Here is a 15,807-nt window from a genome sequence, read left to right on the forward strand (position 1 = left end):
GCCAAATGGAGACCGCCGTCCAGGGCACCGTCCCGGCCCAGCCCGCCGCCTACCCCAGGACCGACCGCACCGTCCCCACCCGCTCCGCCGAACGGGCGTCGTACGACAGGGAAGCGGTGCACTCGATCCTCGACGAGGCCTACGTCTGCCACCTCGGCTTCGTCCGCGACGGCGCGCCGGTGGTGCTGCCGACGCTGTTCGCCCGGGTCGGCGAGGTGCTGTACGTGCACGGCTCGACGGGTTCGCGGCCCCTGCGGATGACCGGGCAGGCCGACCCGGGGCTCCCGGTGTGCGTGACGGTCACCCATGTCGACGGCCTGGTGCTGGCCCGCTCCGCCTTCCACCACTCGATCAACTACCGCTCGGCCGTGGTGCACGGCGTCGCCCACCAGGTCACCGACCCCGAGGAGAAGCGCCTCGCGCTGGACGCCCTGGTCGACCACGTGGTGCCGGGGCGCTCCGCCGACTCCCGCCCGGCCAACAAGAAGGAGCTGGCCGCGACCGCGGTGATCCGACTGGACCTGAACGAGGTCTCCGCCAAGACCCGCACCGGCGGCGCCAACGACGAGCCCGAGGACATGGATCTCCCCTACTGGGCCGGCGTGGTCCCGCTGCGGAAGGGCTACGACGCCCCGATCACGAACGACGACGTGGCGGCGGACATCGCGGTCCCGTCGTACCTGAAGAGCGGCGCCTGACCGGAGTCACGGCGGCCGACCACGCTCAGACGGCCGGCTCCCGTACGACACCCTCACTCCGTGCCAAGGGCTCGGCAGAGCCCTTGGCGGGTGCCGACGACTGCGCGATGAACGCGCCGACCAGCACCACCGCCCCGCCCACCACCTGCGGCGCCGACAGGTGCTCCCCCAGCAGCACCCAGGCCAGCACCGTGGCCACCACCGCCTCAAGGCAGGCCACGACCCCCGCCACCTGCGGGGACAGCCGCCGTACCGACACCACCCCGGTGATGTAGGCGACGACCGTCGCGACCAGCACGATCCAGCCCAGCAGCGCCACCGCCGGCACCGTCGTCCCGTTCATGCGCGCGGAGCCGCCCAGCACCGACCAGTCCAGCTCCCACGGCCGGGCCACCACGGTCAGCAGCCCCGCGCCGACCAGCAGCCCGTACGCGATCACCCCCAGGGGATCGGTCTCCTCGCCGCCGCCGTGGTCCGACAGCACGAAGTACCCCACCTGGCAGCACGCGGCCCCCAGCGCCAGCAGCAGTCCCAGCGTGTCGAAGCGCAGCCCCGACCACACCTCCACGACACACGCGAGGCCGCCGGCCGCGAGGACCACACCGAGCGCGGCCGCGCGGGTGACCGGCCGTCGCTGCACGAAGCGGACCCAGCCGAGCACCAGCGCCGGGGCGAGGTACTCCACGAGCAGCGCCACCCCCACCGGTATGCGGGATATCGCGGCGAAGTAGCAGGCCTGGACGCCCGCGACGGCGAGCAGCCCGAACCCGGCGAGCAGCGCGGGCCGGCGGCGCGGCAGGTCCCGATGGCGGACCGCCAGCGGCAGCATCACCAGCGCGGCACCCGCCACCCGCAGCCACACCACCTGCAGCGGCGTGAGTCCGGCCTCGATGAGGGGCTTGGCGGCGACGCCGGAGCCCCCGAAGGCGAGCGCCGATCCGAGGGCGAGGGAGAGCCCGAGGCCCTTGCCATGGCTGCTGTCAGTGATGTGCACCGGCACATGATGACAGGGGGCGACATGAGCGTCACCCCCTATGGCACCTGTCTCAGCGGCTGGACCAGCGACGCTCCGCCCCGCCGTCCCGGATTCCGGCGTCCCGGCTTCCGCCGTCACCGTCGATCCGCACGGCGAGGGCACGGGCGGCCACGCCGGCCCGCTCCAGCACCTCCACGGCCCGCGACTCCGGGTCGACGACCAGTCCCGCCAGCAGGTCGATGCCGTCAGCGGGGCCGTCGCCGCGGTGCCGGGCGCGGCAGCGGGCGTACTCCAGGGCGGCCGCGGCCACCGGCGACCAGGCGCCGTCGGCCCTGCCCGCGGCGTGCGGGACGGCCGGCAGCGCGCCGGAGTCCTCGACCCCGCTCTGCCAGCGCAGCCCGTAGCCGATGCTGCGCTGCACGAGGTAGCCGAGCAGGCGGGCGAGTTGCGGGGCGTCGCCGATGACGTCCCGGACCTCGGGGTCGTACTCGATCAGGGAGTGCAGCAGATGGGCGGTGTCGACCTGACGGTCCCCGTCCCGCACGGCCCGGCGGCGGGCACCCGCCACCACCGCTGCCAGCTCGGCACCGAGCCCGGCATCGTCGTCCGCGTGGATACTGCCCTGGTCCTGAGCCGGCTGGCGGGGAATACGGGGTTGCACATCCCCCACCTCATCAACCCCAGCGGCCTGAGTCATCGGCGGGGGGAAGCATTTTCGCGTCCCACGCAGAGTGGACGGCGACGGCCCAAATCTCCTCCTTACGGATGAGATCAGGCCGAGGTGCCACTTGGGGCGCGCGCCGCCTTGCCGTGCGCCCCTCGCGCAACCGTCGCGCACCGGTCCTACGTCCCTTACCGATGTGGAGAGCGCGTGCGGTTGCTGGCTGGTCGCCCTGCCGGCGGTCGACGGCAGACAGTACGTGTACCGGGTGTACGCCCCGGAGGACGCGCTGCTCGCGGACCTGTTCTGGGAGGCGTGGCACTGCCATGACGAGAGCGCGCTTCCGCGTGCGTGGGACCTGTTCGACGCGGCGGAGATACGGCGCGTGGGCTGAGAACCCGGACCCGGCGCGGCCCGGGGCCGGACCCGCACATTTCCTGACGGTTCATCAGTATTGAATGTTCGAGGCCCCGGGGCTACGTTCCGCGACACCGTAGCCCGACACGAAGGGGTGGCCCGATGGCCGAAGTCAGCGCGGAGACACGCATCCAGGCACCGGCCGAGAAGGTGTGGGCACAGCTCACCGACTGGTCGGCGTACGGCGAGTGGAACGCGACCCACACCAGTTTCCCCAAGGGCGGCCCCGAGACGCTGGCGGTGGGCGGGACCTTCCAGGAGAACATGAAGCTGATGGGGTTCCCGGCCGAGGTCGAGTGGACCATCGAGGAACTGGAGCCGGCCCGGGTGCTGGCGATCCGCGGCAAGGGCCCGATGGCGGTGACCGTCGCGACGCGCTACACCCTGACCCCGGAAGGGGACGCGACCGGGGTGCGGATCGACGGCGAGTTCACGGGCGCGGCCGTGTCGCTGATGGCGGGCAAGCTCAAGGACTCGGCGACGGCGGCCCTCAACGAGTCGCTGCGCAAGCTGGGCGGACTGGTGGCCTGAGGCCGCCCCCGCGCACGGAAAAGCGCCCCCCGGAGCAATCCGGAGGGCGCCCTGTGCGCCGTGGCTCAGTCCTCGTCGGCGAGGATGAGGTACAGCTTCTTGCGGGCCTCGTTGATGACGGTCAGCGCCTTCTCGCGCTGCTCCTTGCTGCCGGTCTTCCAGACCTGGCCGAAGGCCTCCATCAGACCGAAGCCGGCCTGGCGGATCTCGTTCAGGGCCTCGAAGTCGACACCGCGGGAAGCCTCTTCCCAGGGGGCGTCCGGGCCCTCGTCGGCGGCCGTGCGGCCGCTGTCGGTGAGGGAGAACAGCTTCTTGCCGCCCTCGCTCTCGCTGGTGATCAGGCCCTCGTCCTCCAGCAGCTGCAGGGTGGGGTAGACCGAGCCGGGGCTCGGCTTCCACGCGCCGCCGCTGCGCTCGGCGATCTCCTGGATCATCTCGTAACCGTGCATCGGGCGGTCCTTCAGCAGGGCCAGGATCGAGGCCCGTACATCACCGCGCCGCGCCCTTCCCCTCGGACCGCCGCGCCCTCGCGGCCCCCAGGGCCCCGGTCCGAAACCGGGTCCCCCGGGACCGAAACCGGGCCCGCCCGGACCGAAGGGCCCGAACGCCGCACGGCGACCGTCACGTCCTCCGAAACCGCCCCGGCCGTGCGGGCGGTCCTGACCATGTCCACGCTCGAATCCGTGGGAACGCATGACAACCACTCCATTCCATCGTTGATCTGTCGCGTATCGTTCGCGATGCCTCAACGATATATCGGAAGTGTTCGGATGGCAAGCCCCTCGAAAGAGCCCGGTGAGGCGGCTAGCCCGCGGCCCGCAACCAGTCGCCGACGGCCGCGAGGTCCGCGGCCGTGAGGCCGGTCATGGGGTCGACGCGGTGCAGCAGGACCGGGCCGCCCCGGTGGTGCGCCGAGACCCACGCCCGGTCCAGGTCGGTGATCGAGTCGTCGACCCAGACGAACGGGCGGCCCGCGGCCGTCCGGACGAGGGCCCGGGTCTTGCAGTTCAGCGTGCCGGCCGGATACTCGTCCGGCGCCGGGGGCAGATCCGCCACCGGCAGCACCGGCAGACCGAGCAGCGGAGCTATCACCGTGTTGGCGTCCGCCATCCATGCGGTGGCCCACACCAGCACGCAGGGCAGCGCGAGCAGCCGAGGACCGTGGCCGCGGTCGATGCGCGCCAGCTGGGGATTGGACGCCAGTTGCCAGTCCGCCCACCCCTGCGGGGTCGTCGGGAGCCGCGCTCCCGCGTAAGGCAGCAGTGTGCCGTCGACGTCCAGGAACAGCAGGGGGCGCTCCGCGCGATCGGTCACGGGCGCACCCCGGGGCCGATCGCGGTCAGGGTGTCCGCGATCAGCGTGCGCAGCCAGCGATGAGCGGCGTCACGGTCGTGGCGGGCGTGCCAGGCCAGGACGGCGGGGACGGCCGGGGTGTCGCCGGGCAGCGGGTAGGCGCGCAGCGGGGCCGGGAGCGCCTGACCGCCGAGCAGCGCGGGGGCGACGGTGACGAGGTCGCGGTCCACCAGGGTCCGCAGCGCCAGGGCCAGCGTGGGCACGGTGAGCACGACGCGTCTGCGCAGGTCATGGGCGGCCAGCAGGTCGTCGATACGGTCGCGGGTGCGGCCCCGGCGGGAGACCACGACCTGGGGCAGGGCCGCGAACCCGGCCCAGGTGGACGGGGAGTGGGGCAGGTCGCGGCGGCCGATGACGGCCAGCGTGTCGGTGAGCGGGGTCGTCGAGCGGGTGTCGGCATGCGGCGGGGTCTCGTCGGTGATCTGGAGGTCGACGGCCCCGCGGCGGAGTCCGTCGACGGTGGTGTCCGCCTCGCCGAGCACCCGCAGGCAGACGCCGGGGGCGGCGGTGGCGAGCGCGTCGGCCAGTGCCGGGAGGAGGGCGTCGGCGACGACGTCGTTGCACTGGAGGGTGAAGGTGCGCTCCAGCGTGGCCGGGTCCACCTCGGCCGTCGGCGAGAGGACGACCTGGGCGCGGGTGACGAGCTGGTGGACCTCGTCACGGATCTGCTCGGCGTACGGCGTGGGCAGCATCGTCCGGCCGGAGCGCACCAGGATCTCGTCGCCCGTCGCCTTCCTGATCCGGCCGAGGGTACGGCTCATGGCGGGCTGCGACAGACGCAGCCGGTCCGCGGCGGCGCCGACGCCGCGCTCTTCGAGCAGGGCGTCCAGGGCGATCAGGAGGTTCAGATCCAGATGCATGGGAGTAATGCTATTCATCCGAAGCATGCATTTGAAGTTATGCGACCCGGCCCCTTCACTGGGTATCGGCGCCACACGGCGCCGGAATCGAGGGGAGTCAGCGATGCGTACAGTGATCGTCGGAGGCGGCCTCGTCGGGCTCACCACCGCCGCGTCTCTCGGGCTGACCGGACACGAGGTCACCGTGCTGGAGCGGGCCCCGCAGGTGCGGGCCGCCGGAGCGGGGATCGGGCTGTGGCCCAACGCCCTGCGCGAGTTCGACCGGATCGGCGTCGGCGCGGCGGTCCGCGCCCTGGGTCGCGAGATCGACACCTGGTTCCACGACGCCGCCGGCCGCCGGATACGCGCCGCCGGTTTCGACGCGGGCGACCACCGGTTCCTGCTCGTCCCCCGCCCCGCCCTGAACGGACTGCTCGCCGACGCCGTCGGCCGGGACCGGATCCGGCTGGACGCCCACGCGACCGGCTACACCGAGGACGGACCGGAGGTCGTCGTACACCTCGCGGACGGCTCGGAACTGCGCGCGGACCTGTTGATCGGCGCGGACGGCGTGTACTCCCGGGTGCGTGCCCAGCTCGCGCCGGGCAGCGACGCCGTGCCGCACGCAGGGCACTACGCCTGGCGGGCGCTGGTGCCCGCCGGGGCCGAGCGGCCCGAGGGCACGGTGCTCACGGTGGGCGCGGACCGGACCCGGGGCGGCTACGCGCGCGTGTCGGACGGACAGACCATGTGGATGGTCAACCAGTTCGAGACGGGTCCGCTCACCGGCAGCAAGCGGGACCGGGCGCTGCGGCGGGCACGGAACCTGGCCGAGGCCGGCTGGCACGACGACCTGCTGCGGATGATCGCGGAGACCCCCGAGGAGGCCATCCTGGAGAACCAGATCATGTTCGTCCCGCCGCCGGAACGCTGGACGAGCGAGCGGGTCGCGCTGATCGGGGACGCGGCGCACGGCCTGTCCCCGCACATCTCGGCGGGCGGCACCCTCGGCATCGAGGACGCGGGCGTGCTGCGCGCGCTGCTGGCGGACGAGCCGGACACCGCGAAGGCGCTCGCGCGGTACGAGGCCGCGCGCGGCGCCCGCTTCGAGGAGGTCCGGGCGCACGCGGACGCCGTCGAGCGGGCCGTCGACGCGGAGGAGTTCGCGGAGCGGTACGCGGCCTTCAGCCACTGGATGCTCACGACCGCGCCCGCCACCTGAGCCGGACCGAGGCGGTTCCAGCAGGGACGTTGCATGACCATGCGGTCTCATGCATAATCTTCCTATGTCCAAGGTCCTCACCTCCCTTCCCGCCGGCGAGCGCGTCGGCATCGCCTTCTCCGGCGGGCTCGACACCTCGGTCGCCGTCGCGTGGATGCGCGACAAGGGCGCCGTCCCGTGCACCTACACCGCCGACATCGGCCAGTACGACGAGCCCGACATCGCCTCGGTGCCCGGCCGCGCGCACACCTACGGTGCCGAGATCGCGCGCCTGGTCGACTGCCGGGCCGCGCTGGTCGAGGAGGGCCTCGCCGCGCTCACCTGCGGTGCGTTCCACATCCGATCGGGCGGTCGGTCGTACTTCAACACCACCCCGCTCGGCCGTGCCGTCACCGGCACGCTGCTCGTCCGGGCGATGCTGGAGGACGACGTCCAGATCTGGGGCGACGGGTCGACCTTCAAGGGCAACGACATCGAGCGGTTCTACCGGTACGGGCTGCTCGCCAACCCGCACCTGCGGATCTACAAGCCCTGGCTGGACGCGGACTTCGTGACCGAGCTCGGCGGCCGCAAGGAGATGTCCGAGTGGCTGGTGGCCCACGGGCTGCCGTACCGGGACAGCACCGAGAAGGCGTACTCCACGGACGCCAACATCTGGGGCGCCACGCACGAGGCGAAGACCCTGGAGCACCTGGACAACGGCATCGAGACCGTCGACCCGATCATGGGCGTGCGGTTCTGGGACCCCGAGGTCGAGATCCTGCCCGAGGACGTCACGATCGGCTTCGACCAGGGCCGGCCGGTGACCGTCAACGGCAAGGAGTTCGAGTCCGCCGTCGAACTGGTCATGGAGGCCAACGCGATCGGCGGCCGGCACGGGCTCGGCATGTCGGACCAGATCGAGAACCGGATCATCGAGGCGAAGAGCCGGGGCATCTACGAGGCGCCGGGCATGGCGCTGCTGCACGCGGCCTACGAGCGGCTGGTCAACGCGATCCACAACGAGGACACGGTCGCGCAGTACCACAACGAGGGCCGGCGGCTCGGGCGCCTGATGTACGAGGGCCGGTGGCTGGACCCGCAGGCGCTGATGATCCGGGAGTCGCTGCAGCGGTGGGTCGGCGCGGCGGTCACCGGCGAGGTGACGCTCCGCCTGCGGCGCGGCGAGGACTACTCGATCCTCGACACGACGGGTCCTGCGTTCAGCTACCACCCCGACAAGCTGTCGATGGAGCGGACCGAGGACGCGGCGTTCGGTCCGGTGGACCGGATCGGCCAGCTCACCATGCGGAACCTGGACATCGCCGACTCCCGCGCGAAGCTGGAGCAGTACGCCGGGCTGGGGCTGATCGGCTCCGCCAACCCGGCGATCGGTGCGGCGCAGGCGGCGGCGACCGGTCTGATCGGCACCATGCCGGAGGGCGGCGCCGAGGCGATCGCGTCCCGCGGGGAGGCTGCGCCGGACGACGACGAGCTGCTGGACCGGGCCGCGATGGAGCTGGGCACGGACTGACCGGGCAGTTGTAAGGGGCCGACTCGATACCGGGTCGGCCCTTTTCGTTGCCCGGGAGTGGTGGTTGGGCGAGAGCGCCGTGGGGGCGGGCGACTGGATGGCCGGTGCGGCGCCGCTGTGCGGTTTCGCGCAGTTCCCCGCGCCCCTGGAAGGGCGCGCTGCCGTGGTCAGGAAGTGGTGAGTGCGGTGGTGATGGTGTGGCGGGCGTTGTGGGCCATGGCGGGGTTGGTGGTGCGGTAGTAGGGGAGGGCGATGAGGGCCTGGGAGAGGGTGCGGCCTTGGGCGCGGGTCCAGGTCGGGTCGTCCGGGGACAAGGTCTCGCGGAAGACTTTCCTGGCGGGCGGCGGGAGGAGGTTCCAGGCCGGGAACAGGTCGCAGGCCGGGTCGCCGGTGCCCGCGCAGCCGAAGTCGATCACGGCGGCCAGTCTGCCGTCGGCGTCGAGGAGGATGTTGCCCGGCATGAGGTCGGCGTGCAGCCATACCGGGGGTTCCTGCGAGGCCGGGGCCCGTAGCGCCTGCTCCCATACGGCGATGGCGGCGTCGCAGTCGACGTTCTCGGCGGGGAGGGCGCGGAGTTGGCCGATCGCCGCCCGGGTCGCCGCGTCGAGGGAGGCGAGCGGTCCGCCCCGGTAGGCGGGCGGCGCCGTCGGCAGGGTGATGCTCCGCATCGCCGTCACGAACGCGGCCAGGTCTTCGGCCAGGCCCACGGGATGGGTCAGTGCACCCGCCTCGGCGGGCCGTCCCGGCAGCCAGCGGTACACCGACCACGGCCACAGGTACCCCTCGCCCGGCTTCCCGGCGGCGAGCACCTCGGGGATCGGTACGGGCAGGTGGGGGGCCAGGCGTGGCAGCCACTCCTGCTCCGTGGACACGTCCGGCGCCCCGCTTCGCACCAGCGGCAGCCTGACGACCAGGTCGTCGCCGAGCCGGAACATGGCGTTGACCGTGCCCCCGGAGGGCCACCGCGCCACCGTCAGCCCGGCCCACCGGGGGAACTGGGCGGCGATCAGCCGTCGTACGAGGTCCTCGTCGACGGGATGCATGTCGGGGTGCATCGGTCCTGTGGTCATGGGGGCTGAGTCGAGCAGTGGAGACCGTGGGGCGTCAAACGCCTTTCCGGGCGGCCCTGCTGAGCCCATGGGGTGGAAATCGGGCCAGGACTGCGGGATTGGACCGGGCCGGGGGGCGAGTGCGGGGCCTAGCGTGCCGGGTATGCGGATTCGAATCGTCGATGCCTTCGCCGAGCGCGCCTTCTCCGGGAACCCGGCCGGTGTCGTGCTGCTGGACGCCTTTCCCGAGGACGACTGGATGCAGAACGTGGCCATGGAGGTGAACCACGCCGAGACCGCGTTCGCGCACCCCCTGCCCGAGGGCGGGGACGCCGACTGGGCGTTGCGGTGGTTCACCCCGGTCGCGGAGGTCGCGATGTGCGGGCACGCCACGCTCGCCACCGCCCATGTGCTGAAGGCGACGGGGACACGCAAAGGGCCCGTGCGGTTCGCCACCCGGAGCGGGGTGCTGATCGCCTCGGCGGGCGCGGACGGGGTGATCACCCTGGACTTCCCGACCGCCCCGCTCACCCGCGTGGACGTGCCCGACGGGGTCGCCGGGGCGCTCGGTGCCGAGCCCGTCGCCGGGTTCGACACCGGACCGAACGTCGGCGACCTGCTCCTCGAACTCGCCGACGAGAAGACCGTGCTCGGCCTCTCCCCCGACCACCGGGCCCTCGGCGGCTACTCCACGCGCGGGATCATCGCCACCGCCCGCGCCCAGGACCCGGCCAAGGGCTACGACTACGTCTCCCGCTGCTTCTTCCCCAACGTCGGCATCGACGAGGACCCGGTGACGGGGAGCGCCCACACCGCCCTCGCCCCGCACTGGTCCGGGCGCCTCGGCGGCGACGACCTGACCGGACTCCAGGCCTCCCGCCGCGGCGGACTGGTCCGCACCTCGCTGCGCGGCGACCGCACCCTGCTGAGCGGGCGCGCGGTCACCGTGATCGACGGGGAACTGCTCACGCCGTAGGCAGCCAGCCCACCTTGCCGGCGAGCAGCGCGTAGCCGACGAACGCGCCGATGTCGAGGAGGGAATGCGCCACCACCAGGGGACCGACCCGCCCCCACCGCCGGTACAGGTAGACGAAGACGACGCCCATCACCATGTTGCCGACGAAGCCGCCGATCCCCTGGTACAGGTGGTACGACCCGCGCAGTACGGAACTGGCCACCAGCGCCGTTCCCGCAGTCCACCCCAACTGGTCGAGCCGGCGCAGCAGATAGCCGACGACGATGACCTCTTCGAGGATCGCGTTCTGCATCGCGGAGAGGATCAGCACGGGGTACTTCCACCACACGTCGGGCAGCGCCTCCGGCACCACCGTGAGGTTGAAGCCGAGGCCGCGTGCGGCCAGGTAGAAGGCGATCCCGGTGCTGCCGATCACCGCCGCGACGCCCGCTCCGCGCCCGAGGTCGGGCCAGGGGCGGGTGCGGTCGAAGCCGAGCGTGCGCAGGCTCGCGCCCTCGCGGAGCAGGAGGTGTGCGACCAGCAGCACGGGAACCAGCGCGGACGCGATGCCGAACAGCTGCCAGGCGAGATCCAGCCAGGGGCGGCCCGGCGCGGCCGACGCGTTGAGGGTCGCCGCCTGGTCCTTCAGGCCGCCCGGTTTGGTGACCGATCCGACAAAGCTGATCAGGGCGGACACTCCGCTCGCACCGAGCGAAAGCCCCAGAACGAGCAGCGTCTCGTCCCTGAACATACGTCGCGAGGGCCGCTCCAGTGGATATGCACCGGCCACCTGATCCGCCTCCACCTGCACTCCTGCCTCCAGTTGGACAATCCCGCCCCATGCCCATCTTCGCGCCGCTAGTGTCTCGAAAGCAGTTACGAAAACCGTGCGCGCCGGGCTGTCGGGGGGACAGGGAGGGGCACCACCGTCATGGGACGTCACAGCTTGCCCGATCATCATGGGGCGGGCGCGGCCGACCCCCGTCCCCGCGCCCGCCGCCGCACGGTGGCCGTCACGACCGTCCTCGTCCTGGTCGTCGCGGGCGGCACGGCGGCGGCCGTGCGGAGCGGTCTGCTCTCCTTCGGCGCCTCCTGCCAGGAGGACCCGGTACGGGTGACGGTCGCCGCCTCCCCCGACCTGGCGCCCGCGCTGACGGCGGCGGCGAAGCAGGCGCGGGCCGAGGACGTCACCTCCGACGGGCGGTGCATCGCGGTCACGGTCAGCGCGCAGGAGTCGTACAAGGTCACCGACACGCTCCAGGCGGGCCGGAAGCCGGACGCGCAGGTGTGGGTGCCGGACTCGTCGCTGTGGCTGGACCGGGTCGCGGCGGACGGTTCGGCGACCCAGGTGACGTCGGTGGGGCAGGTGGCCGAGACGCCGGTCGCCGTGGCGATGGTCCCGGCCGCCGCCAAGTCGCTGGGGTGGCCCGAGAAGACGTACAGCTGGCTGGAGCTGGTCGGGGCCGCGATGCAGGGCGACTCGCTGAAGCTGGGCGCGGCGGATCCGGCGCGCAGTGCGACGGGGCTGCTCGCGCTCACCCAGCTCGGTACGGCCGCGGCGAAGGTGAAGGGCGGGTCCACCCAGGCCGCCGCGATGATGAAGACGCTCTCGCAGCGCGTCTCCGACACGGACGCCCAGGTCGTCGACACCCTGCCACGCGACTCCTCCGGCACGGAGCAGGGCAACCCCAAGCGCAACCAGGCGCTCGTCCTCACGGAGCAGGCGGCGTACGCCTACAACGCGACGGCCGGTTCCGACCGCCGCCTCGACCTCTTCTACCCGAAGGACGGCTCACCGGCCCTCGATCACCCCTACGCCCTCGTCGACGAGCCGGAGTTGAGCACCGACCAGAGCCGGGCCGCGCTGCGGTTCATGACGTACGTGCAGCAGCCGGCCCAGCGGAAGCTGCTCACGAAGGCGGGGTTCCGTACGGCCGGGGTGAGCGCGCCGGCCGCGCTGGTCGACGGCGCCGGGGGCAGCAGCCCGCAGCCGTACGCCGAACCGGCGGTGGAACCGGCCTCCGACACCGCCGTCCGGGACGCGCTGGGCACCTGGACGATCACCGTGCAGAGCGCCCGGATCACCACGGTGGTCGACGCGTCCGGGTCGATGTCCGAGCCGGTCTCCGGGGGCCGCTCCCGGATGGACGTCACCAAGGCGTCCCTCCTCCAGGCGCTCGCGACCTTCACCCCGGAGGACGAGATCGGCCTCTGGGAGTTCTCCACCAAGCTGGACGGCGACAAGGACTACCGCGTCCTGGTGCCCACGGAGCGCCTCGGCGACCGCAAGGCCGACGGCACCCAACGCGACCTCCTCTCCTCGGCGTTCAGCGACCTCCAGCCGGTCCCCGACGGCGCGACGGGCCTCTACGACACGACGCTCGCCGCCTACAAGGAAGCGACGTCCACCTACGCCAAGGGCAAGTTCAACGCCCTGGTCATCCTCACGGACGGCGAGAACCAGGACCCCGGCAGCATCTCCCGCACCGCTCTGATCGCGAACCTGCGCCGCCTCGCCGACCCGGAGAAGCCGGTCCCCCTCATCGTCATCGCCGTCGGCCCCGACGCCTCCAAGGAAGAGGCCCAACAGATCGCCGAAGCCACCGGCGGCTCCGGCCACCAGGTCGACGACCCCTCCCAGATCCACACGGTCATCCTCCAGGCGATCGTGGCAGCGGGCGCGACCGAATAGCGCCCCCGAAGGGGCGCGGGGCAGTATCGATATGCGGCTCCGCCGCGTGGGCGCGACCAGCCCCCACCCAGCCGCACCCGACACACCACCGCATTCACCCCGTCAACACCGGCTCCAACAACCCCACCGGCCACGTGTGCACCGGCTCCCCCGCCGCCATCAGCTCCGCATAGCGGCGCGTCATCGCGGCCAGCGCCGCCTCCCGCGACAGCCCCTGCTCCAGCGCCCGGTGGAACGTCGCCACCTGCCAGGACGCCCCGTTGACCCGCCGCCGGCAGCGCTCGTCGATCACGCCCAGGTAGAAGTCGCGGTCGGCAGGCTCCACGCCCCACGCGTCAAGGCCCGCCTCCGCCAGCGGCAGCAGCTCGTCGCGGACCAGGGTGACCGCGTCCACCTCGGCCGTGCCGCCGCCGTACCGTGCCCGCCGCGGCCAGACCAGGCGCGCGTCGATGCCGTCCCGGCAGGCCGCGTCGAAGTTGGCCTCGGCGACGGCGAACGGGAGCCGGGTCCACACCGGTCGTGACTCCTCGGCGAGCGCGCGGACGAGGCCGTAGTAGAACGCCGCGTTGGCGATGACGTCGGTGATGGTCGGTCCGGCGGGCAGGACGCGGTTCTCGACGCGGAGATGGGGGACGCCGTCGGCGATGCCGTACACCGGGCGGTTCCAGCGGTACACCGTCCCGTTGTGCAGGACGAGTTCGGCCAGCTTCGGCACCCCGCCCGCGTCGAGGACGGCCAGCGGGTCCTCCTCGTCGCAGATCGGCAGCAGCGCCGGGAAGAAGCGCAGGTTCTCCTCGAAGAGTTCGTACGCCGAACCGATCCAGCGCTCGCCGAACCAGGTGCGCGGCCGTACCCCCTGGGCCTGGAGTTCCGGCGGGCGGGTGTCGGTGGCCTGGAGGAACAGCGGGGGGCGGGACTCCCGCCACAGCTCGTGGCCGAAGAGGAAGGGGGAGTTGGCGCCGACGGCGATCTGCGCGGCGACCGCCGCCTGCGCCGCGTTCCACACGTCGGCGAAGCGGGCCGGGGTGACCTGGAGGTGCAGCTGCACCGAGGTGCACGCGGCCTCGGGGACGATCGACTTGGAGGTGCACACGAGGTGCTCGGCGCCCTCGATGTCCAGCTGGAAGTCCTCCCCGCGGGCGGCCACGATCTGGTCGTTGAGCAGGGTGTAGCGGTCCACCTCGGAGAGGTTCGCGGAGACCAGGTCGTCCCGCTTGAGCGTGGGCAGTATGCCGATCATCACGATCCCGGCGTCCACCTCGCGCGCCTTGCGGTCGGCGTACGCCAGCGAGGTCCGCAGCTCCTCGTCGAGCCGGTCGAGAACCCGGCCGCCGAGCCGATGGGGAGCTATGTTGACTTCCAGATTGAACATGGCGAGTTCTGTTTGGAAATCCCGGCTCGCGATACGTTCCAGGACCTGTCCGTTCAACATTCTCGGCATACCGTCGGCACCGGCGAGATTCAATTCGATCTCGACGCCCATGAGGTTCTTGGGACGGTCGAACCGCTTCTCCACCAGCAGCCGCTCCAGTCCCGCAAGACAACTGCGGAGCTTTTCGCGGTAGCGCCGGGGATCGGACAGGTCGAACCGGCCCGCCACGACCTTCTCCCCCATCGAAGTGTCCCTCCTCGAATGGGCGGACCGAGGTTCCGGCCGCCGGTGTCCCGGGTCCACCGGGGATGATGCCCCGTCGCGGCGATCGATAACGTCGCGCGCGGGACGGGCACCCGCTACTCTGTTGGAATGTGTCCCGCGGCACATTCACGGGGCATGGAGCATCCGCATCTTCGGGTTCCCCGTTCCCCTCGTGAAAAACGCCGACGACATTCGGCCGACCGCGAAAGGTTCGAATCCCGAGGTCAGCAGGGTTCCGGCAGGCGGGAAACCGGGAGGATTCCCCGCGAATCGACGGCCGAATTGCGCCTTGTTCCGTTCTGTGAAACGGCCCGGTGAAACACCGGCTGAACAGGCGTCGTATAAACTCCGCGAACAAGGCAGAAGGCTGGCGCCCACGGTCCTGGTTTTTGCCGTCCGAGTGACGTGCGGCAGGCAACGCCCGCACCCCTCTTCACCGAACCGGGCCCCCGCCTCTCTGACCCCCCGTGAGCTGACAGCGCCGTCCGCCCCTGCCCTCGCGCCACCGCGCCTGTCGAACGAGAGGCGACCCACCATGCCCCTGCACGTCCCTCCTGCTCCCGCGCCCGCACTGCGTTCCGTCCTCACCGCCCTCGGTTCCCCCACCGCGGTGCGTGAGGCCCGGACCCCCTCCCTGCGCGCCGCGCAGGGACCCGCGATCCCCGAACTCCCGTTGCCCGTGCACGTCCTGGACCGGATCACCCCGGAGGGCATGTCCGCCACCCGGCTGGCCGGCTGGCGTTTCCTGATCCGCTGCGGCGAACGGGCGGTGGCCGCGGCCGACACCATGCTCACCCCGGACGGCTGGGCCTTCTCGCACTTCTTCGAGGGGCCCTACATCACCTCCACCGAGCGGGCCCTGCACCAGGCCGAGGCCCTGCAACAGCCCTACCAGCCGCGCCTGTTGTCCCTGCCGAGCCTGTACATGCTCACCCTGTGGCTGCACGGCGACCGCACCGCGGACGGCGCCGAGGGACACCCGGCGGCCACCGATCTCCTCATCCCGCTGGCACCGGCCCCGCCCGGCATCGCCGCGCACCGGCCGCACCTGGTGGAGGACCTGCTTCCGGTGCTCACCCACCGGGCCACCCCGGCCCCCCTGCTCATCACGCCGGCCTGAGCCCGCCCCAGGCCACCTCAGGCCGCCCGAGGCCGTCACCGTACGCACCCCGTCACCCGGAAACGAGTGACGGGGTGCGTTCGTGTTTGCGTGAGTCATTGTCCGGGGCAGTAAGTCATCGGCTGTGCAGTAAGTCATTGCCTGG

16 protein-coding genes are annotated in these 15,807 nt (G+C 72.1%); 8 read left to right on the top strand and 8 right to left on the bottom strand.

Annotation, left to right across the window (positions count from 1 at the left end; genetic code table 11):
• Positions 1 to 5: 5 nt before the first annotated feature.
• A complete protein-coding gene (locus ACIPSJ_RS44370; protein WP_359216752.1) occupies positions 6 to 698 on the top strand; it encodes a pyridoxamine 5'-phosphate oxidase family protein in 693 nt (230 codons plus the stop codon).
• A gap of 25 nt (positions 699 to 723) precedes the next feature.
• On the opposite strand, the gene ACIPSJ_RS44375 is transcribed toward ACIPSJ_RS44370, so the two are convergent.
• A complete protein-coding gene (locus ACIPSJ_RS44375; protein WP_359216749.1) occupies positions 724 to 1,698 on the bottom strand; it encodes an EamA family transporter in 975 nt (324 codons plus the stop codon).
• 46 nt (positions 1,699 to 1,744) lie between these two features.
• Positions 1,745 to 2,335, bottom strand: coding sequence for a Clp protease N-terminal domain-containing protein (locus ACIPSJ_RS44380; protein WP_359216746.1), 591 nt, complete (start codon positions 2,333 to 2,335; stop codon positions 1,745 to 1,747).
• A gap of 199 nt (positions 2,336 to 2,534) precedes the next feature.
• Here ACIPSJ_RS44380 and ACIPSJ_RS44385 point away from each other — a divergent pair, with 199 nt between their 5' ends.
• Both ACIPSJ_RS44385 and ACIPSJ_RS44390 read left to right on the top strand, forming a co-directional pair.
• Positions 2,535 to 2,729, top strand: coding sequence for a hypothetical protein (locus ACIPSJ_RS44385; protein WP_355714508.1), 195 nt, complete (start codon positions 2,535 to 2,537; stop codon positions 2,727 to 2,729).
• Positions 2,730 to 2,854: 125 nt separating this feature from the next.
• Positions 2,855 to 3,283 (top strand): SRPBCC family protein, encoded by a 429-nt coding sequence (locus ACIPSJ_RS44390; protein WP_355714510.1) that lies wholly within the window; start codon positions 2,855 to 2,857, stop codon positions 3,281 to 3,283.
• A gap of 65 nt (positions 3,284 to 3,348) precedes the next feature.
• On the opposite strand, the gene ACIPSJ_RS44395 is transcribed toward ACIPSJ_RS44390, so the two are convergent.
• From ACIPSJ_RS44395 to ACIPSJ_RS44405, 3 genes are all read right to left on the bottom strand, one after another.
• Complete coding sequence (locus ACIPSJ_RS44395) at positions 3,349 to 3,978, bottom strand: PadR family transcriptional regulator (RefSeq protein WP_355714513.1); 630 nt, start codon at positions 3,976 to 3,978, stop codon at positions 3,349 to 3,351.
• Positions 3,979 to 4,087: 109 nt separating this feature from the next.
• Entirely contained in the window at positions 4,088 to 4,597 is a 510-nt protein-coding gene (locus tag ACIPSJ_RS44400; protein ID WP_401354762.1) for a hypothetical protein, read from the bottom strand.
• Positions 4,594 to 5,496 carry a LysR family transcriptional regulator gene (locus tag ACIPSJ_RS44405; RefSeq protein ID WP_401354765.1) on the bottom strand — a complete coding sequence of 301 codons (903 nt, stop codon included), beginning with the start codon at positions 5,494 to 5,496 and terminating at the stop codon, positions 4,594 to 4,596. Before ACIPSJ_RS44405 ends, ACIPSJ_RS44400 begins: the two co-directional genes overlap by 4 nt.
• Before the next feature lie 103 nt (positions 5,497 to 5,599).
• Between ACIPSJ_RS44405 and ACIPSJ_RS44410 the strand changes: the two genes are divergently transcribed.
• Both ACIPSJ_RS44410 and argG read left to right on the top strand, forming a co-directional pair.
• Positions 5,600 to 6,697, top strand: a complete 1,098-nt coding sequence (locus ACIPSJ_RS44410) for an FAD-dependent monooxygenase (RefSeq protein WP_401354767.1) — start codon at positions 5,600 to 5,602, stop codon at positions 6,695 to 6,697.
• Positions 6,698 to 6,761: 64 nt separating this feature from the next.
• Positions 6,762 to 8,210: an argininosuccinate synthase gene (gene argG, locus ACIPSJ_RS44415; RefSeq protein ID WP_355714516.1), complete on the top strand. Its 1,449-nt coding sequence runs from the start codon at positions 6,762 to 6,764 to the stop codon at positions 8,208 to 8,210.
• A 167-nt stretch (positions 8,211 to 8,377) separates the two neighbouring features.
• On the opposite strand, the gene ACIPSJ_RS44420 is transcribed toward argG, so the two are convergent.
• On the bottom strand, positions 8,378 to 9,280 hold the full coding sequence (locus tag ACIPSJ_RS44420) for an aminoglycoside phosphotransferase family protein (RefSeq protein WP_401354770.1): 903 nt from the start codon (positions 9,278 to 9,280) through the stop codon (positions 8,378 to 8,380).
• Positions 9,281 to 9,422: 142 nt separating this feature from the next.
• Between ACIPSJ_RS44420 and ACIPSJ_RS44425 the strand changes: the two genes are divergently transcribed.
• Positions 9,423 to 10,235: a PhzF family phenazine biosynthesis protein gene (locus tag ACIPSJ_RS44425; protein ID WP_401354773.1), complete on the top strand. Its 813-nt coding sequence runs from the start codon at positions 9,423 to 9,425 to the stop codon at positions 10,233 to 10,235.
• On the opposite strand, the gene ACIPSJ_RS44430 is transcribed toward ACIPSJ_RS44425, so the two are convergent.
• Entirely contained in the window at positions 10,225 to 11,025 is an 801-nt protein-coding gene (locus ACIPSJ_RS44430) for a CPBP family intramembrane glutamic endopeptidase (protein ID WP_393544192.1), read from the bottom strand. The two genes, ACIPSJ_RS44425 and ACIPSJ_RS44430, sit on opposite strands and share 11 nt — an antisense overlap.
• Before the next feature lie 120 nt (positions 11,026 to 11,145).
• Between ACIPSJ_RS44430 and ACIPSJ_RS44435 the strand changes: the two genes are divergently transcribed.
• Entirely contained in the window at positions 11,146 to 12,906 is a 1,761-nt protein-coding gene (locus ACIPSJ_RS44435; protein ID WP_401354776.1) for a substrate-binding domain-containing protein, read from the top strand.
• 94 nt (positions 12,907 to 13,000) lie between these two features.
• On the opposite strand, the gene ACIPSJ_RS44440 is transcribed toward ACIPSJ_RS44435, so the two are convergent.
• Positions 13,001 to 14,521 carry a glutamate--cysteine ligase gene (locus ACIPSJ_RS44440; RefSeq protein WP_401354779.1) on the bottom strand — a complete coding sequence of 507 codons (1,521 nt, stop codon included), beginning with the start codon at positions 14,519 to 14,521 and terminating at the stop codon, positions 13,001 to 13,003.
• 556 nt (positions 14,522 to 15,077) lie between these two features.
• On the opposite strand from ACIPSJ_RS44440, the gene ACIPSJ_RS44445 reads away from it, so the two are divergent.
• Positions 15,078 to 15,662 carry a hypothetical protein gene (locus ACIPSJ_RS44445; protein WP_359216719.1) on the top strand — a complete coding sequence of 195 codons (585 nt, stop codon included), beginning with the start codon at positions 15,078 to 15,080 and terminating at the stop codon, positions 15,660 to 15,662.
• The last annotated feature ends 145 nt before the right edge of the window (positions 15,663 to 15,807 follow it).

The organism is Streptomyces sp. NPDC090088, from assembly GCF_044747345.1.
Taxonomy (GTDB): Bacteria; Actinomycetota; Actinomycetes; order Streptomycetales; family Streptomycetaceae; genus Streptomyces.